36 protein-coding genes and 2 tRNA genes are annotated in these 23905 nt (G+C 63.7%); 19 read left to right on the top strand and 19 right to left on the bottom strand.

Annotation, left to right across the window (positions count from 1 at the left end):
• Positions 1 to 15 precede the first annotated feature (15 nt).
• Positions 16 to 582, bottom strand: coding sequence for an elongation factor P (gene efp / locus GDN70_RS21385; protein WP_018323088.1), 567 nt, complete (start codon positions 580 to 582; stop codon positions 16 to 18).
• A 162-nt stretch (positions 583 to 744) separates the two neighbouring features.
• On the opposite strand from efp, the gene epmA reads away from it, so the two are divergent.
• The 3 genes from epmA to GDN70_RS21370 are packed head-to-tail and all read left to right on the top strand — an operon-like array spanning position 745 to position 3204.
• Positions 745 to 1809 (top strand): EF-P lysine aminoacylase EpmA, encoded by a 1065-nt coding sequence (gene epmA / locus GDN70_RS21380; RefSeq protein WP_152103007.1) that lies wholly within the window; start codon positions 745 to 747, stop codon positions 1807 to 1809.
• Positions 1806 to 2900: a lysine-2,3-aminomutase-like protein gene (locus GDN70_RS21375; RefSeq protein ID WP_152103006.1), complete on the top strand. Its 1095-nt coding sequence runs from the start codon at positions 1806 to 1808 to the stop codon at positions 2898 to 2900. Before epmA ends, GDN70_RS21375 begins: the two co-directional genes overlap by 4 nt.
• Positions 2901 to 2943: 43 nt before the next feature.
• On the top strand, positions 2944 to 3204 hold the full coding sequence (locus GDN70_RS21370; RefSeq protein ID WP_028144770.1) for a hypothetical protein: 261 nt from the start codon (positions 2944 to 2946) through the stop codon (positions 3202 to 3204).
• A 59-nt stretch (positions 3205 to 3263) separates the two neighbouring features.
• Here GDN70_RS21370 and GDN70_RS21365 read toward each other — a convergent pair whose 3' ends face one another.
• The 9 genes from GDN70_RS21365 to GDN70_RS21330 all read right to left on the bottom strand — a co-directional run bounded on the left by GDN70_RS21365 (position 3264) and on the right by GDN70_RS21330 (position 10002).
• On the bottom strand, positions 3264 to 4349 hold the full coding sequence (locus GDN70_RS21365; protein ID WP_038946693.1) for a 3-deoxy-7-phosphoheptulonate synthase: 1086 nt from the start codon (positions 4347 to 4349) through the stop codon (positions 3264 to 3266).
• 232 nt (positions 4350 to 4581) lie between these two features.
• A complete protein-coding gene (locus GDN70_RS21360) occupies positions 4582 to 5160 on the bottom strand; it encodes an HdeD family acid-resistance protein (protein WP_028144768.1) in 579 nt (192 codons plus the stop codon).
• A 69-nt stretch (positions 5161 to 5229) separates the two neighbouring features.
• The gene (locus tag GDN70_RS21355) at positions 5230 to 6270 is read right to left on the bottom strand and encodes a PrsW family glutamic-type intramembrane protease (RefSeq protein WP_028144767.1); all 1041 of its coding nucleotides are present in this window, start codon (positions 6268 to 6270) and stop codon (positions 5230 to 5232) included.
• A gap of 285 nt (positions 6271 to 6555) precedes the next feature.
• Positions 6556 to 6711, bottom strand: coding sequence for a hypothetical protein (locus GDN70_RS35090; RefSeq protein ID WP_162130982.1), 156 nt, complete (start codon positions 6709 to 6711; stop codon positions 6556 to 6558).
• A gap of 59 nt (positions 6712 to 6770) precedes the next feature.
• A complete protein-coding gene (locus GDN70_RS35085; protein ID WP_038946694.1) occupies positions 6771 to 7028 on the bottom strand; it encodes a hypothetical protein in 258 nt (85 codons plus the stop codon).
• A gap of 137 nt (positions 7029 to 7165) precedes the next feature.
• Complete coding sequence (locus GDN70_RS21345) at positions 7166 to 8173, bottom strand: acyl-CoA desaturase (RefSeq protein ID WP_038946696.1); 1008 nt, start codon at positions 8171 to 8173, stop codon at positions 7166 to 7168.
• A 122-nt stretch (positions 8174 to 8295) separates the two neighbouring features.
• Positions 8296 to 8922 (bottom strand): PilZ domain-containing protein, encoded by a 627-nt coding sequence (locus GDN70_RS21340; RefSeq protein ID WP_038946697.1) that lies wholly within the window; start codon positions 8920 to 8922, stop codon positions 8296 to 8298.
• A gap of 215 nt (positions 8923 to 9137) precedes the next feature.
• The gene (locus GDN70_RS21335) at positions 9138 to 9698 is read right to left on the bottom strand and encodes a hypothetical protein (RefSeq protein ID WP_244625805.1); all 561 of its coding nucleotides are present in this window, start codon (positions 9696 to 9698) and stop codon (positions 9138 to 9140) included.
• A gap of 229 nt (positions 9699 to 9927) precedes the next feature.
• Positions 9928 to 10002, bottom strand: a tRNA-Glu gene (locus tag GDN70_RS21330).
• Between the two features lie 224 nt (positions 10003 to 10226).
• Between GDN70_RS21330 and GDN70_RS21325 the strand changes: the two genes are divergently transcribed.
• Genes GDN70_RS21325 through GDN70_RS21315 form a run of 3 tightly spaced genes read left to right on the top strand, consistent with a single transcriptional unit; the run spans position 10227 to position 10957 of the window.
• Positions 10227 to 10481: a PilZ domain-containing protein gene (locus GDN70_RS21325; RefSeq protein ID WP_018323099.1), complete on the top strand. Its 255-nt coding sequence runs from the start codon at positions 10227 to 10229 to the stop codon at positions 10479 to 10481.
• A 56-nt stretch (positions 10482 to 10537) separates the two neighbouring features.
• Positions 10538 to 10783 (top strand): hypothetical protein, encoded by a 246-nt coding sequence (locus GDN70_RS21320; protein WP_038970230.1) that lies wholly within the window; start codon positions 10538 to 10540, stop codon positions 10781 to 10783.
• A 6-nt stretch (positions 10784 to 10789) separates the two neighbouring features.
• On the top strand, positions 10790 to 10957 hold the full coding sequence (locus tag GDN70_RS21315; RefSeq protein WP_085967565.1) for a hypothetical protein: 168 nt from the start codon (positions 10790 to 10792) through the stop codon (positions 10955 to 10957).
• A gap of 124 nt (positions 10958 to 11081) precedes the next feature.
• On the opposite strand, the gene GDN70_RS21310 is transcribed toward GDN70_RS21315, so the two are convergent.
• Together GDN70_RS21310 and GDN70_RS21305 are read right to left on the bottom strand one after the other, a co-directional pair.
• The gene (locus tag GDN70_RS21310) at positions 11082 to 11720 is read right to left on the bottom strand and encodes a glutathione S-transferase family protein (RefSeq protein ID WP_038970231.1); all 639 of its coding nucleotides are present in this window, start codon (positions 11718 to 11720) and stop codon (positions 11082 to 11084) included.
• A 303-nt stretch (positions 11721 to 12023) separates the two neighbouring features.
• Complete coding sequence (locus GDN70_RS21305; RefSeq protein ID WP_038970232.1) at positions 12024 to 12476, bottom strand: VOC family protein; 453 nt, start codon at positions 12474 to 12476, stop codon at positions 12024 to 12026.
• Between the two features lie 271 nt (positions 12477 to 12747).
• Here GDN70_RS21305 and GDN70_RS35080 point away from each other — a divergent pair, with 271 nt between their 5' ends.
• Together GDN70_RS35080 and GDN70_RS21300 are read left to right on the top strand one after the other, a co-directional pair.
• Positions 12748 to 12912: a hypothetical protein gene (locus tag GDN70_RS35080; RefSeq protein ID WP_154694134.1), complete on the top strand. Its 165-nt coding sequence runs from the start codon at positions 12748 to 12750 to the stop codon at positions 12910 to 12912.
• 12 nt (positions 12913 to 12924) lie between these two features.
• Complete coding sequence (locus GDN70_RS21300; RefSeq protein WP_095424190.1) at positions 12925 to 13305, top strand: hypothetical protein; 381 nt, start codon at positions 12925 to 12927, stop codon at positions 13303 to 13305.
• 116 nt (positions 13306 to 13421) lie between these two features.
• Here the strand turns inward: GDN70_RS21300 and GDN70_RS21295 are convergent, their stop codons facing one another.
• Both GDN70_RS21295 and GDN70_RS21290 read right to left on the bottom strand, forming a co-directional pair.
• Positions 13422 to 13724, bottom strand: a complete 303-nt coding sequence (locus tag GDN70_RS21295) for a hypothetical protein (protein ID WP_028144758.1) — start codon at positions 13722 to 13724, stop codon at positions 13422 to 13424.
• Between the two features lie 112 nt (positions 13725 to 13836).
• Positions 13837 to 14328, bottom strand: a complete 492-nt coding sequence (locus GDN70_RS21290) for a hypothetical protein (protein ID WP_028144757.1) — start codon at positions 14326 to 14328, stop codon at positions 13837 to 13839.
• A 358-nt stretch (positions 14329 to 14686) separates the two neighbouring features.
• On the opposite strand from GDN70_RS21290, the gene GDN70_RS21285 reads away from it, so the two are divergent.
• Entirely contained in the window at positions 14687 to 14983 is a 297-nt protein-coding gene (locus GDN70_RS21285) for an HU family DNA-binding protein (RefSeq protein ID WP_007591377.1), read from the top strand.
• A 40-nt stretch (positions 14984 to 15023) separates the two neighbouring features.
• Here GDN70_RS21285 and GDN70_RS35075 read toward each other — a convergent pair whose 3' ends face one another.
• A complete protein-coding gene (locus tag GDN70_RS35075) occupies positions 15024 to 15200 on the bottom strand; it encodes a hypothetical protein (protein ID WP_157158356.1) in 177 nt (58 codons plus the stop codon).
• Positions 15201 to 15660: 460 nt separating this feature from the next.
• Here GDN70_RS35075 and GDN70_RS35070 point away from each other — a divergent pair, with 460 nt between their 5' ends.
• From GDN70_RS35070 to GDN70_RS21280, 3 genes are all read left to right on the top strand, one after another.
• Entirely contained in the window at positions 15661 to 15798 is a 138-nt protein-coding gene (locus GDN70_RS35070) for a hypothetical protein (RefSeq protein ID WP_162832227.1), read from the top strand.
• A 563-nt stretch (positions 15799 to 16361) separates the two neighbouring features.
• Positions 16362 to 16508 (top strand): hypothetical protein, encoded by a 147-nt coding sequence (locus tag GDN70_RS35065; RefSeq protein WP_162832226.1) that lies wholly within the window; start codon positions 16362 to 16364, stop codon positions 16506 to 16508.
• A gap of 326 nt (positions 16509 to 16834) precedes the next feature.
• Entirely contained in the window at positions 16835 to 17032 is a 198-nt protein-coding gene (locus GDN70_RS21280; protein WP_152103005.1) for a hypothetical protein, read from the top strand.
• Positions 17033 to 17039: 7 nt separating this feature from the next.
• Here the strand turns inward: GDN70_RS21280 and GDN70_RS35690 are convergent, their stop codons facing one another.
• Together GDN70_RS35690 and GDN70_RS21270 are read right to left on the bottom strand one after the other, a co-directional pair.
• Entirely contained in the window at positions 17040 to 17165 is a 126-nt protein-coding gene (locus GDN70_RS35690) for a hypothetical protein (RefSeq protein ID WP_109866604.1), read from the bottom strand.
• A gap of 102 nt (positions 17166 to 17267) precedes the next feature.
• Entirely contained in the window at positions 17268 to 17534 is a 267-nt protein-coding gene (locus tag GDN70_RS21270; RefSeq protein ID WP_244439101.1) for a hypothetical protein, read from the bottom strand.
• 245 nt (positions 17535 to 17779) lie between these two features.
• Between GDN70_RS21270 and GDN70_RS21265 the strand changes: the two genes are divergently transcribed.
• Positions 17780 to 18070, top strand: a complete 291-nt coding sequence (locus GDN70_RS21265) for a hypothetical protein (RefSeq protein ID WP_028144754.1) — start codon at positions 17780 to 17782, stop codon at positions 18068 to 18070.
• A gap of 68 nt (positions 18071 to 18138) precedes the next feature.
• On the opposite strand, the gene GDN70_RS35060 is transcribed toward GDN70_RS21265, so the two are convergent.
• Entirely contained in the window at positions 18139 to 18303 is a 165-nt protein-coding gene (locus tag GDN70_RS35060; RefSeq protein ID WP_162832225.1) for a hypothetical protein, read from the bottom strand.
• Between the two features lie 242 nt (positions 18304 to 18545).
• Here GDN70_RS35060 and GDN70_RS21260 point away from each other — a divergent pair, with 242 nt between their 5' ends.
• From GDN70_RS21260 to GDN70_RS21240, 5 genes are all read left to right on the top strand, one after another.
• Positions 18546 to 19307: an NAD-dependent protein deacetylase gene (locus tag GDN70_RS21260; RefSeq protein ID WP_028144753.1), complete on the top strand. Its 762-nt coding sequence runs from the start codon at positions 18546 to 18548 to the stop codon at positions 19305 to 19307.
• A 197-nt stretch (positions 19308 to 19504) separates the two neighbouring features.
• Positions 19505 to 20167 (top strand): cold-shock protein, encoded by a 663-nt coding sequence (locus GDN70_RS21255; RefSeq protein WP_026202878.1) that lies wholly within the window; start codon positions 19505 to 19507, stop codon positions 20165 to 20167.
• A 169-nt stretch (positions 20168 to 20336) separates the two neighbouring features.
• Entirely contained in the window at positions 20337 to 20822 is a 486-nt protein-coding gene (locus tag GDN70_RS21250) for a DUF192 domain-containing protein (RefSeq protein ID WP_028144752.1), read from the top strand.
• Between the two features lie 161 nt (positions 20823 to 20983).
• Positions 20984 to 21060 (top strand) — tRNA-Pro (locus GDN70_RS21245).
• A gap of 752 nt (positions 21061 to 21812) precedes the next feature.
• On the top strand, positions 21813 to 22007 hold the full coding sequence (locus GDN70_RS21240) for a hypothetical protein (protein WP_028144751.1): 195 nt from the start codon (positions 21813 to 21815) through the stop codon (positions 22005 to 22007).
• 100 nt (positions 22008 to 22107) lie between these two features.
• Here the strand turns inward: GDN70_RS21240 and GDN70_RS21235 are convergent, their stop codons facing one another.
• Complete coding sequence (locus tag GDN70_RS21235) at positions 22108 to 23283, bottom strand: OpgC domain-containing protein (RefSeq protein WP_038946707.1); 1176 nt, start codon at positions 23281 to 23283, stop codon at positions 22108 to 22110.
• Between the two features lie 253 nt (positions 23284 to 23536).
• On the opposite strand from GDN70_RS21235, the gene GDN70_RS21230 reads away from it, so the two are divergent.
• A complete protein-coding gene (locus GDN70_RS21230; protein WP_028144749.1) occupies positions 23537 to 23842 on the top strand; it encodes an ETC complex I subunit in 306 nt (101 codons plus the stop codon).
• The last annotated feature ends 63 nt before the right edge of the window (positions 23843 to 23905 follow it).

Raw genomic sequence — 23905 nt, 5'->3', positions numbered from 1 at the left:
TCGCTCTGTTCCCCGTCAGTCCTTGGCGCGTTCGGAGTAGGAGCCGTCCTCGGTCATGACCACGATGCGGGTACCGACCGCGATGTGCGGCGGCACGGTGGTGCGCACGCCGTTGGAAAGCACCGCCGGCTTGTAGGAAGACGAGGCGGTCTGGCCCTTGGTCACCGGCTCGGTTTCGACCACCTCCAGCGTCACGCGCTGCGGCAGCGCGAGCGAGACCACGTTGACATCGTGGGTCGACAGCTTGACGGTCATGTCGGGTTGAAGATACGAGGCCGCGTCGCCGACGACGTCCTTGGAGACCTGGACCTGGTCGTAGGTCTCGGGGTTCATGAAGTGGAAGCCGTCGCCATCTTCATACAGGAACGTGTAGTTGCGCTCTTCAATGGTGGCCTTTTCGACCTGGTCGGTGGTCTTGTAGCGCTCGGAGATCTTTACCCCGTCCGAGATTCGGCGCATTTCGATCTGGCTGACCGGGGTACCCTTGCCGGGGTGGATGTTTTCGGCGCTGACGACGACATAGAGCTTGCCGTCTTGCTCGATCACGTTGCCTTTGCGAATAGAACTGGCGATGACTCTCAAAGCTATATTTCCTGCTTGCTTGGCCCGGCACCGGCCAGGACGTGGTCAAATCGATGGGGGACTTGGGGCCTCAAATCGGACCTCGGCGCCCGTTTCGGGCCGCAACATACTGATTTTGCCGTTAGATGCCAGCGTTTTGCTCGGGTCTGGGGCGGTCGGGTAATGGCTGGGGACAAGCCCATCTCACCGTTCTGGTCGCCCGGGCGGCACCTCGACCGTCGGCCGTTCCTCCAGGCCAGGGGGGCCATTACCGGGTCTCTACGGGCCTTTTTCGCCGAGCAGGGGTTCGTGGAGGTCGAAACCTCCGTTCTTCAGGTGTCTCCGGGCAATGAGACCCATCTGCACGCCCCCCGGACCGAGATCATGCGGCCGGACGGCAGCCGAGCCCTCCGGTATCTGCGCACTTCGCCCGAATTCGCCTGCAAGAAGCTGCTTGCGGCGGGCGAGACGCGGATTTTCGAGCTCGCCCGGGTGTTCCGGGACCGCGAGCGCGGCGACCTTCATCTGCCCGAATTCACCATGCTGGAATGGTATCGGGCAGGCGCCTCCTATGACGCCATCATGGCCGATTGCGTCGTCGTCATCGCCCGTGCGGCGCAGGCGACCGGCATCGGCACCTTCTCGTTCCGGGGGCGGACCGCCGATCCCTTCGCCGAGCCGGAACTCCTGACGGTGGCGGGCGCCTTCGAACGCTTCGCGGGCATCGACCTGCTGTCGACAATCAGGGACGGCGAGGGTAACCGTGCCGCGCTCGCCGAGGCGGCCGGTGGCAAGGTCCGTGTGGCCGAGGACGACACCTGGTCCGACATCTTCAGCAAGGTGCTGGTCGAGCACGTCGAGCCGCGTCTGGGGCAGGGGCGTTTGACCATCTTGTTCGAATACCCATCTCCAGAGGCGGCGCTGGCACGAGTGAAGACTGACGATCCCAGGGTTGCCGAGCGCTTCGAGGTCTACGCCTGCGGCGTCGAGCTCGCCAACGGCTTTGGGGAACTGACCGATGCCTGGGAGCAGCGAAAACGCTTCACGGAATCGATGACGGAAAAGCAGCGCCGCTACGGCGAAGCCTATCCGCTCGACGAGGACTTTTTGGCTGCGGTCGCCGCAATGCCGGAGGCGAGCGGCGTCGCCCTCGGCCTCGACCGGCTGGTGATGCTGGCAAGCGGTGCATCGCGGATCGATCAGGTGGTTTGGACGCCACCTGCTACTGAAGCGTCTAGTGAGACATGACGAAAACGAACCTTGCACGCACTCTGCGCGAGCCGGCTGAGCTCGTCGCCGAAGGTCTGGCGCCCGCAGCAGCGCTGCCGGCGCTCGAACGCGTTGCCGCGCGCTATGCGGTGGCGATCACGCCGGCGCTGGTCGAGTTGATCGATCCGTCCGACCCTGACGATCCCATCGCACGGCAATTCGTTCCGAGTGCAAGCGAATTGGAGATGCAGCCGGGCGAGGACGCCGATCCGATCGGCGATCATCCGCACTCGCCGGTATCGGGGATCGTGCACCGCTATCCCGATCGCGTCCTGTTCAAGCTCGTTCACGTCTGCGCGGTCTATTGCCGCTTCTGCTTCCGCCGCGAGATGGTGGGCCCCGGCAAGGAGAGCGCGCTGTCGGACACTGCCTATCGCGCGGCGATCGATTACATCCGCTCGCATCATGAGATCTGGGAAGTGATCCTGACCGGCGGCGATCCCCTGATGCTGTCGCCGCGCCGGATGGGCGAGATCATGGCCGAACTCGCGGCAATCGATCACGTCAAGATCATCCGCCTGCACACCCGCGTGCCCGTGGCCGATCCCGCGCGCATCAGCGACGAGTTGGTTGCGGCGCTCAAGGTCGAGGGCGCGACCACCTGGGTGGCGCTGCATGCCAACCACGCGCGCGAACTGACGGGACCGGTGCGCGCCGCCTGCGCGCGGCTCGTCGATTCCGGAATTCCCCTGGTGAGCCAGTCGGTGCTGTTGCGCGGGGTCAATGACAACATCGCCGCTCTGTCGGATTTGATGCGAGCTTTCGTCGAATGCCGGATCAAGCCCTACTATCTGCATCACGGCGACCTCGCGCCGGGCACCGCGCATCTTCGCACGACCCTTGCCGAAGGACAGGATTTGATGCGGCAGTTGCGCGGGCGGGTGTCAGGGCTTTGTCAGCCGGACTATGTCATCGACATTCCCGGCGGCGCCGGCAAATCCCCGGTGGGGCCGAGCTACGTCTTGGCGCCGCAAAATACCGCACCCCATGCGGGTGATGCGGGAGCCGAAACGCGCTATCGTATCGTGGACTATTGCGGCGACGTTCATCTCTATCCGCCCGAGACCTGAGCGGTGATGGAGAGCGCGCCGGTTCGAGAATGGAGAAGCAAGAATGAAGAAGATCATGGTGGCAGCATCGCTCGTGGTCTTGCTCGGCGGCGCGGCGGCAGCACAGACCGGCGGTTCCAAGGGGTCGACGTCCGGCGGTAGCGGCGGAGCCTCTGGATCGGTGTTGCCGGCACCGGTCGGTCACCGCCAGCCGCGCGCGGCTGACGTGCCGAGCGAGAAGAATTTGAGCAATCCGAACACCCCCGCGAACAAGGAAGACGCGGAGCTCGATCGGAAGATCAAGAGCATCTGCCGCGGCTGCTGATCCTTTCACCTCTCCCCGTTGGGGAGAGGTGAGGAGAGCGAACGCGCGTTCGCCATGAGCTAGGCCGAGCGCTCCTGCAGTCCGGCGCGCCGGGCGTTGCGGCGGATTTCCACCGCGTCGGCGAGCTGCTCGAGCGCGGTCGCCGTAGTCGGCCAATCGATGCAGCCGTCGGTGATGCTCTGGCCGTAGGTGAGCGGCTTGCCCGGCACGACGTCCTGGCGGCCGGCAACGAGATTGCTCTCGATCATCACGCCCATGATGCGGCCTTCGCCGCCTGAGATCTGGCCGGCGATGTCGGCCGCCACCTGCGGCTGGTTCTCGGGCTTCTTGCTCGAATTGGCGTGGCTGGCATCGATCATCACCAGCGGCGCGACACCGGATTTGGTCAGCTCGTTGCAGGCGGCCGCGACGCTTGCCGCATCATAGTTCGGCTTGCTGCCGCCACGCAGGATGATGTGGCAGTCCTCGTTGCCCGCGGTCGAGGCGATCGCCGAGCGGCCGAGCTTCGTCACCGCCATGAAGTGATGCGGATGCGAGGCCGACTTCACGGCGTCCGCTGCGATCCGCACATTGCCATCGGTGCCGTTCTTGAAGCCGACCGGGCAGGACAGGCCCGAGGCCAGCTCGCGATGGATCTGGCTCTCGGTCGTGCGTGCGCCGATCGCGGCCCAGGACACGAGGTCGGCGATGTATTGCGGCGTCGTCATGTCGAGGAATTCCGTGCCGGCGGGCAGGCCGAGATTGTTCACCGCCGACAGCACGTTGCGCGCCAACCGCAGGCCCTTGTTGATGTCGAAGCTGCCGTCCAGATCGGGATCGTTGATCAGGCCCTTCCAGCCGACGGTGGTGCGCGGCTTCTCGAAATAGACCCGCATTACGATTTCGAGCTGGTCGGCGAGTTCCTCGCGCAAGCTCGCGAGCCGCTCGGCATATTCGAGCGCGGCCTTGGGGTCATGCACCGAGCAGGGGCCGACCACGACCAGCAGGCGGTCGTCCTGGCCATTGAGGATTGCGTGGATGGCGTTACGCGCAGCCATCACCACGCGCGTCGCGGTGAGCGTGCGCGGGACTTCGCGCATCACCTCATCCGGCGTGCTCAGCTCTTTCAATTCGCGGATACGAAGATCGTCGGTCGTGCTCAGCACGGCGGGCTCCTGTTTGTTTTGAACCTGCCGGCCAATAAAAAAGCCGCCAGGTCTGGCGGCTTGTTCGGACGTTTGCTGCAATTTTCAGATTGAGCGCGATCCTCCTGCCGCCAGCGAGCTGTCGTAGCTAAAGTACCAAAAATAGCTGGTGGCGACGGTGATCATGGAGGGCATATAGCGCGCCATCGGCGGATTGTCACCCCCCAATCGGCGCGGCAGGTGACGAGGCGGGTCAGGTGTTGCTGTTGCGCGCCGCCAGCGCCAGGCCGATCAGGCTGGCGCCGCCGAACAGGAGGTTGATACCGACGAGGACGCCGATGGCCCATTCCGCCGAGCTCGGCAGCCCCGTGATCACCATGAAGGAGATCGCAATGTCGACGAGGCCCGAGACCAGCAGCCATGACCAGCGGCCGCTGAGTTCGCGGCGGTGCTCCAGTGCGTACATGATGGTGGCGACGCCCTCGGCCAGGAAGTAGGCGCCGACCACGATAGTCAGCGTCAGCACGGCCTGCATCGGGCGGGCCAGCAGCAGCATGCCGGCAAGCACGGCGAGCGCAGCCGAGATCAGCGACCACCAGAAGCCCGGCGTGCTGCGCGCCCAATAGGTCACGATCAGCCCGCCGATACCGCTGATCAGGAACATCCAGCCGAGGAAGATCGCGATTGCAAGGCTTGCGAGCGGCGGCAGGATCAGCGCCGCGACGCCGAGAATTGCGAGCAGGATGCCCTCGAACAGAAAGGCCTTCCAGTGTGCCTTGACCGTCTGGCTCATCATGGATTGCAGCCGCGAAAAATCCTCGGGCGACGTCATCGGCAGGCTCCGGATCGAAAGGTCAGCGCTCAATCTAGTATGCGCGCAGCGCGCTCGCCATCCCGCGGCTCACCCGCCGCCGGGCGCCGAGGAAAAACCCTCCGCGCTGGTGCGGATGCGGTTGCGGCCGAGAACATAGATCGCCGTTGTGACAATCAGAAGCGCCAGGCCGAGCAGGATCGAGACGAAACCGATCGGGATCAGGGCCAGCGTCAGATTGCGCTCGGGGTTGATAAGCCAGTGATGGATCGAGGTCAGCACGAAGGCGAGCCCGAGAAAGCCGACGCCGCCGCCGGCGAGCAGCAGCGCCCACATCCGCCGGAGCTGGCTGAGCCGCTCCCGCGCGACATCGGTCCGGGGAGCGTGGTGGCGGGCGACGCGCCGGACCAGACGGATGGCGAAGGCGATCGAGCTGAAGCCGATCAAGAGGCTGGAGGCGCCCAGCCACATCCGCAGCGTCGGATCGAGGTCGGGCATTCTTTGCAGGGTCAGCAGTGGAAAGTCGAAGGCCGAATGCAGCGCAAGCGGGCCGGCCAGCATCAGGAGGCGGCTGGAGAGGCGGGCCCAGTCGCGATGGTGCCGGTTCGCGCCCAGCGCCGTGCCGGCGCGCGCGATCGTCAGGTAGGCGCCCGCGATGATGCCGAGCGCGCCGTGGAATGGCACGGTCAGCACGCTGCGCAAGGCGGCCAGCGAGCGCCACATCTCGGCGTGCTGGACCAGATAGGCGAGGTTCTCGTAAGCGGCGAAGCCGAGGCCGACCGCGGCGCCATAGACCACGGTGTCCATCGGATTGGCAAAGGTCCGCCGCTTGGTCGAGGAAATTACCACGATGGCGATCACCTTGACGGCTTCCTCAGGCAGCGCGACGCCGAAGATCGAATGCATGGCCAGCGCCGCCCAGGGGTCGTCGGGCGCCGCGACCATCTTGGCGAAGGGGGCGCGGGCGAGGCCCAGCAGCGAGATGCTGGCCGCCCCCAACAGGAACGCAGTCCAGACCTGGGCCGGCGGGCCAGGGCGCTCTTCGGCGGCGATGACAAGCCACAGCATCAGCAGCGCCGGGGCGATGGCGGCCGTTCCGATGACGGTGGGCAATGCTTCAATCAGGTACATCGGCGCCGAAAATAGGTTCCCTTGATCCGCTTATCTACATTCACCGATGCGACCATGTGTCATGCGCTTGCTGTCGGCTCGCTTAATGAGGGCGATAGCTTCCGTTCATCCGCTACGGCACGTGGCGGTGTAAAATACACGCGTAATCAATTGCATGACAGCACCTGTTCGTCATCCATAGCAATGACGGCCCGACCGCGGTTGGAACGCGATTGGCAAGCCAGATCAAGGAGGTGCGCAGGCTTCTTCGATTCACGACGCAGGCGTGCGCGCGGGGTAGGCCAGCTAGCCGCGCTTCGCCGGGCCCTTGCGGGGCGGTGAGGCGAGCCGGCGCGTCCGCGCCTGCTCCAGCTCCCAGAAGGCGCGGACGAGGCAGGTGCCGAGGCAGAAGACGACGAGCACCAGCAGGAAGGCCTGGTCGACAGCGGGGATGTGTATCATGGCGATGATAAAGCAACGCCCATGCCATGCGTTCCCGCAACGGCCGGCGCTTTCCGCTTTCAGTGTGTGTTGAGCGGCGGCGGCGCCCCGGGAGCGACGTCGAAGGCGCCGAGATGGAATTCCTCGCCGAGGGATGTGTCGGCTTCGCCCGGTTGCGCCAGCAGCGTGAACGCGGCCTGCGGGTAGAGCTTCCAGATCTCCAGATCGCCGGCGGTGATGGTGAGCCAGCCGAATGTGTACATGTAGCGTCCGGGCTCAGTGACCCGGCCGACCCTGTCCCAGGTGATCTTGTCCACTGTAACTTTGTCGACTGCCATTCGGTCCCCCGATCGCAAGTCTGCAAATGACGCCCGGCCTGGAGGCACGGACGATCAAAAGCTGATCCCGCAATGGGGCCGCGATAGGGCGGCGATGCGGGGGCAAGACGGCCCGGCGGTGGCCGCTGCCCGCCGATTCAGCGCGCCGTCGAGGCCGCCTCTGCTTCGGCCGCCCGCTCCAGCTGACGGTGCGAGGCGTGGAAGACGTCGTGGACGAGACCGATCTTTTCCAGGCCCAGGATGATCAGGCCGTTGAGATCGATCTCCCACCAGGCGTGCGAGATGTAGGCGTCCCGCGGGAAGCGGTGATGGTTGTTGTGCAGACCCTCGCCGAAGGTGAGGATCGTGGTCACGAACTCGTTGGTCGAGGCGTCGTCGACCTCGAAGCGGCGATAGCCATAGGCGTGGCAGACCGAGCCGGTGAGCTGGCTGGTGAGGATCAGCAGATAGGCGCGAAGCAGGCCGGAGAACAGCACGCAGCCGATCATGGCGTGCACGCCGCCGAACGTGTAGCCGATCACGCCGGGGATGAAGACGGCCGACATCCCGTACCAGACCCAGCGCGTGCGCACGAAGAACATCGCGATCGGATCGGCGAGGATATCCTTGGCATAGTACTCGTTGTCGGTGGTGGCCTGGTCGAATACCCAGCTGCCCTGGGCATGCAGGAAGCCCTTGAGCGCGCTGACATAGCGATTGCCGAAGCCGTCGAATTGCGGGCTGTGGGGATCGCCGACGTCATCGGCGTAGAGATGGTGGCGGCGGTGGTTGGCGACCCATTTGGCGATCGAGCCCTGCACAGCCATCTGGGCGATGGCGCAGAAGAAGACACGCATGATCGGGCCGGTACGGAAGCTGCGATGCACGAACAGGCGATGCATGCCGGCACCGATGCCGAACGTCGTCAGCGCGAACATCCAGGCGAACGTGAACAGCTCGACCTTGCCGACGCCCTGCGTCACGGCCCAGATGATGCCGGCAACCGCACCCACATAGAGGATGCCGAGCAGGAGATAGCTCTCGCGCAACTTGGCCTGGACCAGCGGCCCTTCGGTGACCACGCCGGGTGGAAGCTGCGGCTTCGGTGCGACGGGCGCGTTCGGCGCGATCTCTGCCGGGGCGAACTCGGCGTCGGCGATGGACATTCCGGGGCTTCCAATACTCGAGGCCCGCAGTGATTGCGGACGCACCGGGCCACACCCTACCGCGCAGGGGTCGCCATCTCCAGTATTTAGTTAAGAAAGAGTTAAGATTGATCGGGCCGGCTTCAGGCCGACTGCAGCAAGGGCGTGCGGACGATCAGACGGACGAGGTCATCCCGTGACTGCTTTTCGGCGAATTTGACCGCAAACCCGTGCTCGAACTTGCGGATCACGCGCCCGACGCAAGCACCGACCGCAAGCGGGGTTCCGAGCGGCGGATCGTATTCGCAGGAGATTGCGACGCCAGCCGTGGAGACGTCGATGATGAAGCACGGATGGCTGCTGCCGTTGGCGAGCGTCAGGAAGGTGTGCGAGACCTGAGGTACGAAACGCGCGTCGTTCCGCAGCTCCTGGACGCTGGCGTCCTTCTGCTTCTTCTCGAGCCAGGTCAGCTTTTCCGACATCCAGGCGCGCCGCGCCCGCGTCATGTCGAGCTCCATCAGGAAACCCGACTTCAGCGTCGCGCTGATCGTGCACTGGAATTCGCCGAAATCCTGGAAGTAGGAGGTGAGGCGCTCGCCGACCTTGCCGACGACGGGCACGTCCACGATCATGCGGAAGGGTGAGACGCGCTTGGTGCGGCAGGCGAAGCTGCGCAGCTTGCCCTCGCAATCATACCAGCGGGGCAGCGAGTAGCTGCCGCTGACCGTGACGTCCACTGCACGCTGCCTGAGGAACTCTGCGACGGACATGAGGTGCCAATGATGTTCGGGATTGCTTCCGTAATTCCACGGTAGCTGTCAAATTCTAAGCAAATGATACCAGCGCACTGGAGCAGGGGTAAATTTCCGGTAAACGCGCGCTTCGCACGCCCGGCGGAAAGCGCGGCATAAGGACCCGTTATGCTGCAGGCCGGCTCACAACATCGTCATTGATGGCGCAGTGAAGCAACGACGCGCCGCGGCGCCTAGAGAGCTCCGAACAGCACCAGCAAAGCCAACGCGCTGACGGCCATCGCGAACTGGATCGTCGTCCATGTCAGGCCGTTCGAGCTGATCTGCAATCCCAGCGGCGGCAACGCGCGCCGCATCGCCAGCGCCGTGAAGGCTTCGACGATGGCGAGCAGGAGGGCGATGCCGGCGATGAAAGACCACGACTCAGCTGGAGGCATCCATGGCGCGAGCCAGGCCGGGACGGAGCCTTTCAAAGTGGCGAGCAACGCGAACCAGCCGAACCAGAATGCCGAGCGCTTGACGATGTCGGGGCCGAACGTTTCGGGCTCGAGGCGGATACCGATCGTTGCCAGCGCGCTTTCGATGCGCTCGCCGTCGGTCAGGACGACGAACGCGCCGAGATAGAGCGGAATGCGCGACTGGAAGAGCAGGGCGAGGATACCGAACAGGATAACGTGGCCAATGAGGTCGCCGACCACGTTCTTGGCGCTCTCGCCTGACGGCACGAGCGCGGCCGGCGCAGAATCTGGCTGCGGCTGCGCAAGCGACCTGGCGCGCGCCATGTGCTGCAGCATTTTGGCGCGCCGGTCCGATGGATGCTGGTGGGGTTGGCTCAGCCATGGCGGAAGGCGCGGCGTCATTGCGGACGTGTCGGACGAACCTTCAATCTCGGGAATACGCTGTGCCATGGGACCGGTTCCAACTGACATTGGTCGGTGGCGAGCAGCGGGAAGGTTCATGCGGGAGCGGCGGAAATTGCAGCCGGGCGGTCGTAGCGGCTCAGTGCGGCGCCATCGCGTGCACTGGCGCTCCCTAGCGGAATCGAACCGCTCTCTCCACCGTGAAAGGGTGGCGTCCTAACCGATAGACGAAGGGAGCAAACGCAGGGCCCTGCCGTTATCCCCGGCACAGCCGCTGGCCGGCCGAGTCGAACCCGGCGGCTTGCAGCGGGCGAACGTATAGTGGCCTTTCTGGCTCCCGGCAAGCCGTCCGGGACGGTCTTTTGGCCCCGGTGGACAGCGCCGGCGCCGGGGTGATCCAGAGGCGATTTCAACGGTTTCTTAGGGTTCCCTGAGTAGCGCTGGAGCGGGAGATCTTTGCCAATGCCACCGCCGAAAAAGCGCGCAGCCCGCAAGCTGCTGTCGCAGCATGCCTGGATCACCCTCGACGGTGGCTTCGCCGCGCGGCATTGCCTGGTCCAGGACATCTCGGATTCCGGCGCCAAGATCACGCTGGACGAGGACGCGAGCCAGCTCCCGGGCGTGATCCGGCTCGCCTTCGCACGCGATGCACGCACCGGGCGGAGCTGCCAGGTGGTCTGGCGCCGCGGCAAATCCGCCGGCATCAAGTTCATCTGATCGCGGCCGCGGCCGCCCCGATGGCGCGCGGCGCCCGTCCGGGCTAGAAGGCCGCCATGCGCGTGTCGCTCCTCATCCTGATCCCGTTCTTCGCCACGTCCGCCGCCGCGGCGGAAGCCCTGCGTCTGCCGCCTGCCGAGCAGCCGAAGGCAGGCACGGCCGTGCCGCTGAAGGATGCGGCCGGGAAGGCACGAGCGGGCTCCTGCGCCACTTACGGCCCGCGCTTCGTCATGGTGGAGAGCACCGGGACCTGCGTGAAGATCGGCGGCTCAATCAGCATCGACACCACCGTGAGGCGCTAGAGGCCCATGCCAGTGGATCTGCTGCGCCTCGACCTCATCGTTCCCGTGCTGATGTATTGCGCGCTGCTGTGGTGGGTCGGCCGCGGCCTGAGCTGGACGGCGCGGCTGGCGACCGCGGTGGTGACCTTGGTGCTGATCGTCTGCGTGCTGCTGGTCGAGCGCGGCTGGCGCTGAGCCAAAACAAAAACGCGAAAACAACCCCATGCACAGTAGCGTCAAGTGCTGAGTTGGCGCCGGAGGATTGCGCCGAAGCGCGGATTCATCGCGCTCTCACCGCGGCTTATGCAGCCCTGCCGGCTCACGACATCGGCGGTGCGACATGCTGTGCAAATCCGGCCCGTTTGCCGAGCTCGGCGAGCCAGCGCGTCAGGTGCGGCTGTGCCGGCCGGGTGATGCCCTCGACGCCGAGCCATCGGCGGGCATAGGAGCCGAGCGCGATGTCCGCGAGCGTGAACGCATCGCCCTCGATGAAGCGGCGCGAGGAGAGCAGGCGGTCGGCGATCGCCCAGACCTCGGCGGCGGCATCGGCATCGCGCTGCACCTGGATCATGTCGCGCTCGGCGGGCGCCGTGCGCACGATGCCCCAGAACACCGGGCGGTCGACCGGCTGCACCGTCGACAGCGTCCAGTCGAGCCAGCGGTCGACCGATGCGCGGCTCTTCGGCGCCTCCGGGTAGATCGGCGTGCCGCTTCCATGCGCGAGGCAGAGATAGCGCATGATCGAGTTGGACTCCCACAGCACGAAGTCGCCCTCGGCCAGCGTCGGGATCCGCGCATTGGGGTTCATCGCGAGATAGTCGGCCTCGCGGGTCCGGCCGTAACTCATGCCGGCGTCGATACGCTCATAGGGCAAAGCGAGCTCAGTGAGGCACCACAGCACCTTCTGCACGTTGACCGAATTGGCGCGGCCCCAGATCGTCAGCTTGGTGTCAGGCATGGAGCGTCTCCCGCGGCGTTGTCGCTTGCCGCGGGTGATAGCGGAATTCGCCGTTCGGAGCGATGCGCGATTGCGGCGCGCCTCTCATGCAAAAAGCTCCGCCCGAGGCGGAGCTTTCGTTGCGAAACAAACCGGCAAGTTGAACCCGTCGCTCAGCGGCCGAAGAACAGCCACAACAGAATGATCACCGGGATCGGCACGCCAAGCATCCACAATAGAATTCCGCGTCCCATGATTTTCTCCTCCAATCGCATTGTCGGAGAGTGAACGCAGGCGGCGAGGGCTTGTTCCAGCGTCTCGAACCTACCAGTGGCCGGTGTTGGGCATCGACGCCCAGGGCTCCTGCGGCGGCTTCGGCTCGCCCTTCTGCAGCAGCTCGATCGAATGCAGGTCCGGCGAACGGACGAAGGCCATGTTGCCGTCGCGCGGCGGACGGTTGATGGTGACGCCGGCCTTCATCAGCTGTGCGCAGGTGGCGTAGATGTCGTCGACCTCATAGGCGAGATGGCCGAAGAAGCGATCCTCGCCATACTTCTCCTCGTCCCAATTCCAGGTGAGCTCGACCAGCGGCGCGCCGCGCGACTGCGGTTGCGCCTTCAGCGCCTCGAGATCGTCCGCCGAGCACAAGAACACCAGCGTGAACCGCCCCTTGTCGTTCTCGATCCGCCGCACCTCCTTCAACCCGAAAGCATCAACATAGAATTTCAGCGCGACATCGAGATTGCGCACGCGCAGCATGGTGTGGAGGTATCGCATGGTTGTTGCTCCCTGGAACGGGTGGGGTTTTGCTTTGGGCCGGGACGGCGGGGACAGGAGATAGCAGGAAACGGGCAGGAGGGGCAGGGGGCGGGCGCGCCAGGGGAAGCGGCTGGTGGAAACAGACCAGCCAAGCGTGGACCGAATCCGCAGAGCCTGCGGGTGAGCAGGCCAGCACTGTCACCATAATCTTGCTCATGCTGAGGGGCGACGGCTGATGAATTTGATACACCGTCACCGAACCCCAACGCCGGCGGCGCGACCAATTGCTATGCTTCATGCCCTGCTTAGCGCGATCGTGGATATTCTCCTGTCTGCCGCATGGAGCGCGGTCGTCAGGTTCTTCGGCCTGGAAAACGCCGTCGAGATCGCGACGGCCGTCTTCGGTCTTGTCTGCATCGCGATCGGCTCTGTGGTGTTGTTGTTTGGGCACTAACGGGGGAGCGTCGTGAAGACGATCACACTGCTTGCGGTGGCGGCCGTGGTGCTGCTGGAGGTCTTCGGCCCGACGTCGAGCGTCGGCGGCTCGATGAGCTTCATGCTGGTGCTTGCCCTCGTCGTGCTGGCTGTCGCGATTTACGAGGCCTGGTCGAACGGACGCGGCGCAATCGGCTGGGTCGTCAACATCGTCGCCGCCGCCTTTGGCGGCCTGCTTGGGGTTGCGCTCATCGGAATGGGCATGGACGCGATGCTGCCGTACCTTCAGCTCGAAGGTTCGCTCGCGTCCTCGCAAAATCCGGTGAAGTATGTCGTGGTCACACTCGTTGCGATCGTCATCGTGCTGGGATCATGGATCCCGCTCCAGATCGTCAACCGGCTTCGCGACTAGCCGAAGCATGGGGGCTGTCAGTTGCGGGGCGAGGCGGCCGAACTGCTCGGCCCGCAGGGTTCGCCCGGCGATGCAGAGCATCGCCCGGCAATGGCCGCTGGAGCCGCCGCCTTCGATCAGGCCGCAATGCGTTGTTCGACCGGGGCCGTCAGCAGCTTGAGCGCCTGGGCGTGTTGCAGGTCGGGGACCGCGATCGCCGTGTGGCTGTAGATCGCATGGCTGCGTGATGTTGCAATCCTGTCCAGGATCTCTTTGCCCTTGATGACGTGAAGGCCCATGCCCTCGTCAGTGGGGAAGATTGCCAGCACCACGTCATAGGCCGCGATGACGGCCCTGAGTGCTTCGGCCTTGTCCTCGGCGACGTCGACGAAAACACGAACATCAGCCGCGAGTTCACGCAGCTCGTCAAAATCCAGCACTGTGGGGTTACTCCAACGCAACGAGACTGAATGGAGCTTGGCGGCGTTGGGTTACTGAAGTGTCAACAAGGCGTGCCGAGCCACAAGTTTCACGACGAGGTGACTTCACGCTCTAGCGCTTTGCTTCGTCCTTGCGAAGCCGGGCCTCCGCGGCCTCGTCCACGAGGTTCAAGGTGAGGCCGTCATAACTCAGCTTGAGCCCGCGGCCGACGATCCATGTCCATCCCTCCCGGTCCTTGATGGCCTGCGCGTTGAACTGGTCGGAGATCGATTTGACGGCGGCGTCCTGTGCCCCCGGATTGCTCAACTCCGCCTTGACGCGCCAGATCGGGTGCCTGGCGTCGGCCTCCTCGCTGTCGACCGTGACCTTGGCGCCGTTGATGTCGCATTCGAAGGTGTAGGAGTCGCGGCTCCGGCGGCAGAGATAGCGGCGTTGACTGACGAGCTTGCTGGTCTCGTCGAATGTCATCCCGGGCGAGAAGCCGAAGATGTCAGACTTCTTCACGAGGGCGAGGGACGCAGGCTTCAGGAAGCTCGGCTGGATCGCGACGAGGGCTGCGACGGCCACAACGATCAAACCTGCGATGACGATAGCGACCTTCATGAGCACCCCACGAGAAACCTTCAGACCATTATAGGCAGCCGGGCCGTTCTACCATGCCCCCAAAAGCGAAAACCCCGCCTGGGGGAAGCGGGGCTTTCTGGTGGGGTGAAGCTTGGGGATTTCTTTGGGGACTTCAATGATATGACGCGCCAGCCGCAAAATGGTTCAAGCGAAAAACGGAAGGTCCTGCGGCATCTTCACAGGAAGTCGGGAACCCCGCAGAACCCCTGCTTGCGTTTTCGGCCTCGATGGGTTCTAAGCCCCGTCACTTCATGCCACTGGCATGAAATCAGCGCGCCCCCGCGCTTCAGGCCGCGTCCCCAGCAGAGTTGCTCGCGCGCACAAAAGGAATTCAGACATGGCGAAGATGACGAAGACTCAATTGATTGATGCAATTGCCGAGGGCACGCAGCTTTCGAAGAACGACGTGAAGTCGGTGATCGAGTACATGGCGACGGTTGGTTACAAGGAGCTCAACGAGTCCGGCGAGTTCGTCATTCCCGGTTTCGTGAAGATGTCGGTCGTGAACAAGCCGGCGACCGAAGCCCGCATGGGCGTCAATCCCTTCACCAAGGAGCCGATGCAGTTCGCGGCCAAGCCGGCGAGCAAGTCGGTCAAGGCCTCGCCGCTGAAGGTGGCCAAGGACTCCGTCTAAGGCGCTGGCGATGTCGTTGCGGCGGGCGATGCCGCAACGATCAATGGCTGAAGACAAGGTGATGCTCGGCGACGGCGATGCCGAACGTCACCACGACGATCAGGACGAACCACAGAGCGCGCCGGTCGGTTCGTCCCGGCGCGCTCTGCGGTTTCCCGCAAGCCGGACAGACCGAAAGGCCGATCGGGATCTCGGTCTCACAGAACTCGCAGATCATGGGCGCCTCGATCGTGAAGGGCGCGGGGCATCGGCTCTGGGGCCGGACGCGGAAACGCGGGATGCCGCCTCATTCGGCCGGTCAATGCGAATGTTGGAAGATTCGTTCCCGTTACGACCCGCTGCACCTGGGCAGGCAGCCGTTGCCCTCAAAGAAAAACCCCGCGCTTTCGCACGGGGCTCTTCTGGCTGACGGCATTGGGATTTCAGCGCCTGGCCGCCAGCCGTATTTCTAACTTAAAGTTGAAAGCCCAAAAAGCAACAGCGCCGCGATGACGGAATATGTTCGTTCACCGCAGCGCTGCCATATGACTGGGCGCTGAAATCCCCAGCTTCCATGGGTCCAGGCGGCGTTGAAAAGGTTCAACGCGACATGCCGGAAATCGCGCGCGAGGGACTGGACTTTTTGTTCTCATTTTGTTCTAGTGAGCCGCCTTAAGGACCGCTTGGGAGGTGGACTCATGACCGTCGAAAAACAGCGCGAAGTGATCAGGCTCTGGAACGAGCTCAGGAAGCTCGAGGGCCCGGCCGCGGAAGAGCTCCGCATCCAGATCCTGGAATGCTTCTCGGAAAAGGAAAAAGTGAAGCGGGCGGCTTGATCTGTTCTGGCGGACGCCGACGACACCAGGGGACCCGGCAAGCGCCGTCTGGTCTGACGGCTCGCGCTTGATCGGCGGCTTGCGCAGGGGCGACGAGGCGACCAACTTGAAGTTCGTCTCGGCGGGTGTGGTTGCCGGCGCGAGCATTCGCCGCTGATGCTTCAGGAACGAACATGTGCCGTCAGCGTTCGGCCTGCATGACATGCCCGCGATGCGCCAAGCCGATGATGGCGACGTCCGCCAACAGCTTTCGATGCGAACCTTGCCGCGAGATCGTCATCGTGTTTGCGGTCGTCTCGAAATTCCTGCCGCCGAAGATTGTGCCGACGGCGAGTCACGCCGCTGAAGAGGTTGCGTCGCGCGCTTTCATCGATCGTTAGGAATCGCTTCGCCCTGATTTTTCCGACTCCGATTCGTTCCTTGAGAACGAAATGGAGTCGGATGCAGAACATGTTGCGCCTGCCGCGCGCGATGCGGCCACACACATCAAGACGAGACAACGTGATGCTTCGCACAGTCCCGCCCGCGCCTCCTCCGTAAGGAGTGAGGCGAGGGAGAGCGACATGAATGCGTGCTGGTTTCTCGCCGAGATCGCGAAAGTGTTCTGGTACGATCGACACCCACGCTTGCGCAACGGCAAGCCGTCGGTGCCGCAAGTGCCGCCGCCGGGATCGAAATCTCCCGAGGCCTCGTCTCCCGATGCGACGTGAGCCGATCGTCGTGCCTGCGCGCACGTTCTGTTAAGAGTTGCTCCGCGCCGATTTCTTCAATTCCGATTCGTTCTTCGAGAACGAAATGGTGTCGAAGCTGGAACAAAGCCGGTCGCCAGGCTGCGGTCGCTTCGGCTTCCTGCGATATGGCAAGCGGCTCGCTGGAAATCGCAGGCGCTCCGCAAACTCCTAACGATCATTTGCGCGGAAGCCGATAACCCTATTCGGTTAGGTTAAAAGCCCAATCGCGTTGCGCTTGTCGCTCGTTGCGGTAGGTGTCTGGCAAGGACAAGCAAGAAACGACCTTTGCCAAGAAGCATTTTATCATGACACCTTTTTCAGAGCCGTCCTTTTACCAAGGCGACCGACAGACCTACCGGCGCGTCGCCATCGTCGGCGCGCTGTTCTGTCTCGCTTTCGTGGTGATCAGCTTCTCGCTGCGGCCGCAGCTCGAGGACACGCGCGTCGCGGTCAAGGCCGACCGGCTGGTGCGCACGGCGGGCCAGGTGGCGCACGCCAATTAAAGCGGCGCTAGCGATCGTCGCTGTACATGCGATCGTCTGCCGGCAACTGCGGGCTCGCGGTGCCGCGCGAGGCGAGCGCCACGAAACCGGCATAGCCGGACAAATTGAGCAAAACTTCGAGCCACGCGGGCATGTCGGGCCTCTTCCGCTCTCTGCGTGAAGGGGGATTCAACGTCCGCGCGCATTTCTGGTTCCGTGCTCTTGCCAGGAAATGCGGAAGAAATTCGAAGGAAACTCAAAGCGGAGAAGAGGGGTCGAGCCGGCGGCCGAGGGTCGCGACGGATTCGCTCGACGGCTGCTCTTTCAGGAACTCGGCGATCGCCCGCGCCAGCTCGCCGTCGCTCATCGGCGTCGGCGGGGGGTGCAGCGTCCCGACACCGAAGCTGCGAACGATCTCATCGTAGTGCTGATCGTCGGATCTGGGAACCAGCCTGCGGATTCGGGCCAGCAAAGCGGATAACGGCAAACTCTCCTCCTCGGTCGTTCGCCCCGCTGGCAGCAATCGTGGTCTGCTGCCATCTGCTCCCGTGAAACTGAAAACCCCGCCAGCATCGCGGAGATGCTGACGGGGCTTCGTGCTGTCGCCTCGACCCGGATGGCGGAGGCTCCCGCACTTGAGGAGGCAATCCCCGGCCGGCGATTTCGTTCCGGCTGGATCGACCTTTTTTGCTGTGGCCGGTTCCGCGCCCTGCGCGCAACCATCGCAGGTGCTCGTCGTTATCTCCGCGAGACGCGAAGGAGGAGAGCATGAAAAAAACACTGGCAGTTCTGGCCACCGTCGCAGCCGTTGGCGTGACCGCGGTTGCGGCCCCTGCGCCTGCCGAGGCGCGCGGGCGCGGCATTGGCCCGGGCCTCGCATTCGGCCTCGCCGCCGGCGCGATCACCGCGGGTGCGGTCGCAGCGTCCCATCCGTACGGCTATTACGGCCCGCGCTACGGCTATTACGACGGCCCCGACTATTATTACGGGCCGGGCTCCTACGCCTATTACGGCGGCGGACCGTACTACCGGCACCACCGCCACTGGCGCCACTGGTAGTCTCTTTCAAGCGAAAAGCCCGGAGCGATGCTCCGGGCTTTTTTCACGTGCATTGATCGGGACGTGAATTACGGCCAGAGCGAGGGCCGTTCGACCTTGCGGGCGTTCTCCAGGGTCGACACGAAATACTCTTCGCGCTCGCGCTTGAATTTTTCCTGCGTGGCACGGAAGGCGGCGACACGGGCGGCGATTTCGTCGCGCTCACGAGCTTTGCGTTCTTCGTCTTCGGTCATGACCATCCCCTCGGGTTTACTTAACTCAACTCAAGCGCTGCCGCCGCATCATCTTGAGTCGCATTGACCCATCCATTGGGGCTCCTGAATGGGGCGTCAATGGGGAGGAGGCATTGCAGGATTGTGATATGCGAAGGTCGGAAAAAATTGCCGAGCATCTCGCGTTAGCGCTTGATAAGAGCGTCAACAATCTTGCCGCTTGTGCATGATGCTTGTCAGGCGAAACGAATCGGAGGCCGCGATTGATTGCATCGGATCTTCAGAGCGGCGTTGAACGGCTCGGCGACATGATCGCCGAGGCAAGGGTCATCGTGCCGTTCACCGGCGCCGGCATCTCGACCGAATGCGGCATTCCCGACTTCCGCTCGCCGGGCGGAATTTGGACGCGCAACCGTCCGATCCCGTTCGACGAATTCGTCGCGAGCCAGTCAGCGCGGGACGAGTCCTGGCGCCGCCGTTTTGCGATGGAGGAGGTCTTCGCGGCGGCAAAACCCGGCCGCGGCCATCGGGCGCTGGCCTCGCTCTACCGCGCCGGCAAGGTTCCCGCCATCATCACCCAGAACATCGACAATCTGCACCAGGCCTCCGGCTTCGCCGGCGAGCACGTGATTGAACTTCACGGCAATACCACTTATGCGCGTTGTATCGGATGCGGGCAGGCCTATCCGCTCGACTGGGTGAAGCGTCGCTTCGACGGCGACGGCCTCGCGCCAAACTGCACCGCGTGCGGTGAGCCGGTGAAAACCGCCACGATCTCCTTCGGCCAGATGATGCCCGATGATGAAATGCAGCGCGCGACCGCATTGTCGCAGGCCTGCGACCTCTTCATCGCGATCGGTTCCTCGCTCGTGGTGTGGCCCGCGGCGGGCTTTCCGATGATGGCGAAGAACGCCGGTGCACGTCTGGTGATCATCAACCGCGAGCCGACCGAGCAGGACGACATTGCCGATCTCGTCATCCACCACGACATCGGCGAAGCACTCGGGCCCTTTGTCGGCAATTGAGGCATCAATTTGATTCGCGGCTGTGCAAGCTGTTCATAGGTTCCGGCGAATCTCTTTTTTATCTATGCCTCGCAACCGGGAGTGTTATCTTTTGAGTCGAAAGATTCGCGTCGCGTCCAGTTGAGAAGGTTCTCGAAAGACGCGTGATTCGATACCGCTGCTGAGGCGGGTCGCATGACAGTGTGGGGTCCGGGGTTATGGGGTCGTCGGACGGATTTGAGTCCAAGAAGCTCGGGGTTCCCGGGCAGGGGGCATCGCCCGGGCGGATCACGCCGGGCGAGCACGGCAGTGCCGGTCGCGAGAGCGGGCTCAGTCCGTTCAGCGGGCTCGGCGAGACCAGCGCCAATCTCGTTGAAGTCCACGGCGTCATCAAATGGTTCGACGCCTCCAAGGGCTATGGCTTCATCGTTCCCGACAATGGTTGGCCGGACGTGCTCCTACACGTTACCGTGCTTAGGCGCGACGGCTTCCAGACCGCCTATGAAGGCGCCCGCATCGTCGTCGAGTGCATCCAGCGCGCCAAGGGTTACCAGGCGTTCCGCGTGGTTTCGATGGACGAGTCGACCGCGATCCATCCGGCGCAGATGCTGCCGCCGCGCACCCATGTCACGGTCACCGCGACCAGCGGGCTGGAACGGGCCCAGGTCAAATGGTTCAACCGGCTGCGCGGCTTCGGCTTCCTGACCTGCGGCGAGGGCACGCCCGACATCTTCGTGCACATGGAGACGCTGCGCCGCTTCGGCATGACCGAGCTCAGGCCCGGCCAGTATGTCCTGGTCCGCTTCGGGCCCGGCTCCAAGGGCATGATGGCGGCCGAGATCCATCCCGAGACCGGATCGCCGGGATTGCAGTCGCACTAAGCGCGAGGAGACTCGCGCTCTGGCGTCCAAGTCCCTGCAAGCTTTCAAATCCCCCAAGCTTCATTTCCCGCAATCGTGAGCAGGGCCGCGTCGGCAGACCGGTGCGCCTCTGGCTTTTCCGGCGACCGCCGCGTAAGGACTGGTCCAGTCCCACGCCTCGAGTGCCCCCATGAATCCTGATCGAAAGGCTGTCTGGTCTGCCCTGAAGGGCTGGCTTGCCGCCATCCTCGTCATCGCCGGCTGTGCTGTTGCCGGCGCGCCCGCCGGCGCCGCCAGCTTCCAGCCGCTCGAGATCGTCACCAAGAACGGCGTGCAGGTGTTCTCGGTGGAAGTGGCGACGACCGAGGAGGAGAAGCAGACCGGCCTGATGTACCGCAAGGAGCTGGCGGACGGCAAAGGCATGCTGTTCGACTTCAACCCCGAGCAGGAGGTGTCGATGTGGATGAAGAACACCTATGTCTCGCTCGACATGATCTTCATCCGCGCCGACGGCCGCATCCTGCGCATCGCCGAGAATACCGAGCCGATGTCGACCAAGATCATCTCGTCCCGGGGGCCCGCCCGGGCCGTGCTGGAGGTGGTGGCGGGAACAGCGCAGAAATACGGCATCCGCCCCGGCGACCGCGTCGGCCATCCGCTGTTCGGCAGCAAATAGGCGGGCGGGCGAGCGCCTGCCGGACCCTGGAAGCTTGCCGGCGCTTTGGAAGCCTTGCTGGCGCTTTGGAATCCTTGCCGGCGCTTTGGAAGCCTTGCTGGCGCCTTGGAAGCCTTGCTGGCGCCTTGGGAAGCGTGTATCGACGGGGCTCGCCGGACATTCGGGGTATAGCGCAGCCTGGTAGCGCGGCAGTTTTGGGTACTGCAGGTCGTTGGTTCGAATCCAGCTGCCCCGACCAGTCCCGAGGGTGAATCTCCTGGACTTTTTCCATCCGACCTCCGACGTGATCTGACAGGCGGCGTTTCCGCGACTTCGGCGCGATGTTTCAAGCGGTTGCGGCGCGCTGACCGGGACAGAATTTCCGACGCAGCATCGAACCTTTCGCTGTCGCCACAGACATATGTGTATTGGGGATTTCAGCGCCCAATGTCTAAACGGACGCCGCCAAGCGATGATATTCCGCTTGAGCGGCGTTGCGCTTTTCGGCTGCCGCCTTTTCGGATCCGGCCAATCAGCTCGAGGCGTACCAGCCGAGCGGAAACGGCAGCAGCGGCCATATCCCGTGGTTGTCGTTGGCGGCTTTCGTCGGTTCTTGCGCCGGCGTCCTTGCGATTGGCGCAGGAGGTGTCGATCGCAGCGCCAGGCGCAGACGTTCACACTGCAAATTCATTGTGGTCGCCCTGACGAGATTCTCGAAATTTCAATTCACAAAATTGGACGTCAGCTCAATCAAATCGCCACGCGCCCAAGATGGCGCGGTCATTCTCAAATCGTGCGCGTATTGTAGATAAGTCGGCGCCGGCTTTCAACCGATCTCGGCCCCAGGCCGGGAGAAGTAAGGTTGACCGGTTAGGTTAAGGATGAGCGGTTGTTGCGGCCGCTTCGGCGATCGTTATCAGATCGATTCCGGCTCGCGATGGGCTGCCTGCAATTCGTGCTCACACAAGGTCACGGTTCGTCGCAGCGCGCGTATCCTGTGAGTTCTGCGTCATGTCTTTCGATCGCAACTTCAAAACCGTCGGTCCGCAATCGAGCTGGAGCGAGATCTGGCACCTCTGGACCGTGATCGTGCCCCGCCGCTCGATCAACGGGCAACTCGTGGTCGGCAAGGTCTGGCGCCGCCATGACGGCCGCGACTGGATCTACAAGAAATTCACCGAGTTCGACGGCGAAGAAGCCGCATGAGGCGCGACGAACCATCGTCGCGCCTTGGTCCATTGCTGAGGCCATCGATCTTGGCCCATGGCGGCTGAAGGCCGCGCTTCAACCGCCAGGCGTTGCCGGATCAGGCCGCCTTCGCCGCGGCTGCCGCCGGCTTGGGTGGCGGTGGCTTCAGCGGCTTGTCCTGCTTCTTCGACCACGAGATGTAATAGGCCACCGTCGTCATGATCGCGATGCCGGCGACGCTGACGAAGATCTGTGCGAGCAGCGAGCCCGAGCTCATCGACAGCTCGAAATGGCCGACGAACGACAGGAACACGCCGACGCAGAACACGGCGAGCGACTGCTGGCCGCAGACGATCAGGGGATCGAACACCTTCCATTCCAGTCCCGGCCATTCCTTCGGCACGAAGCGGATCACCAGGATCACGATCACGACGAAGTGGAGGAAGCGGTAGGGCGCAAGGTTGGTCTTGTCGTTGGGATTGAAGGCCGAGAACAGCCATTCCGGGAACATGCCGCCGAACGCGGGGAAGCGGCCGGCCATGGTCATGACCAGCGCGAACAAGAGATAGGCGAGACAGAGATAGAGTGTGATCGGCGCGTTGATCAGCGTCATCGAGCGCCGCGCGCCGCCCATCGCGCACCAGGCGCCGAACACGAACAGCACCTGCCAGCAATACGGGTTGAAGTACCACTGGCCGGCCGGATAGGCATTCAGATTCCAGCCGAAGTGACGCGCCGCCAGCCACAGCACGATCGCCAGCACCATCGTCAAATCGGGCTTGCGCAGCATGAACCACAGCACCGGCGGGAACAGGCCCATCAGCACGATGTAGAGCGGCAGCACGTCGAGATTGAGCGGCTTGAAGCGCAGAAACAGGCCCTGGCGTAGCGTCTCGGTGGCGTTGTCGACGAGGCCGGCGACGTTGAACTCGTTGATCATCTCGCTATCGCCGAAGCGCAGCGCCAGATAGCTGATCGAGGCGATATAGATCACGAACAGGATGATGTGGGCGACGTAGAGCTGCCAGACCCGCTTGGTCAGCCGGGTGGCGCCGACCAGGAAGCCACGCTCCAGCATCATCCGCGCATAGACGAACGAGGCGGTATAACCGGAAATGAACACGAACAGGTCGGCGGCGTCGGAAAAGCCGTAATTGCGCGTCGTGACCCAGTTCACGACGTTGTCGGGGATGTGGTCGAGGAAGATCGCCCAGTTGGCGACCCCGCGAAACAGGTCGAGCCTGAGGTCACGGCCTTTTTCAGGGAGCGTGGCGTTGATGTTCAGGAAGGCCATGCGACGGAAGCTCTCGGAGGGGCGGTTACGCTGATGTCGGCGAAGCAGTGCCGCCGGGCGGGACCCCAGCGCGAACGGCGGGTACGCAATTGTCACGGTGCAGCATAATGACTATACCGTCGGAGAAGGTTGCCCGGGGCCGGAATCACCGATCAGTTCCCAATCGGTGTCTGTATACTATCCCTGAGGTTTCCACCAACTGCTACCGTGACGCATCGAAATCGAACGAAAAGACGAAGAGGCCGGACCGCCAATGACCGCACGCATTTTCAAGCCCGCCAAGAACGCGATGCAATCCGGCCGGTCCAAGACGAAGGAATGGCAGCTCGACTACGAGCCGGAGCAGCCCCGCTCGGTCGAGCCGCTGATGGGCTGGACCTCGTCGGGCGACATGAAGCAGCAGATCACGCTGCGCTTCCACAGCAAGGAAGAGGCGATCGCCTATTGTGAGCGCAAGGGCATCGCGTACCAGGTGATCGAGCCGCAGGATTCGATCCGCCGCCCGGCCGCCTATGCCGATAATTTCTCCTTCCGCCGCGGCGAGCCCTGGACGCATTGAGGGGCGGCTGCTGCGACGTTAATCGACGTGATGTACTCGTCATGCCCGGGCCCGTCCCGCCTG

It is taken from the genome of Bradyrhizobium sp. TM102 (assembly GCF_009176685.1).
GTDB classification, from domain to species: domain Bacteria; phylum Pseudomonadota; class Alphaproteobacteria; order Rhizobiales; family Xanthobacteraceae; genus Bradyrhizobium; species Bradyrhizobium ottawaense.
Note: the sequence above shows the minus strand (reverse complement) of the source record. Positions and strands in the feature narration are given on the sequence as shown.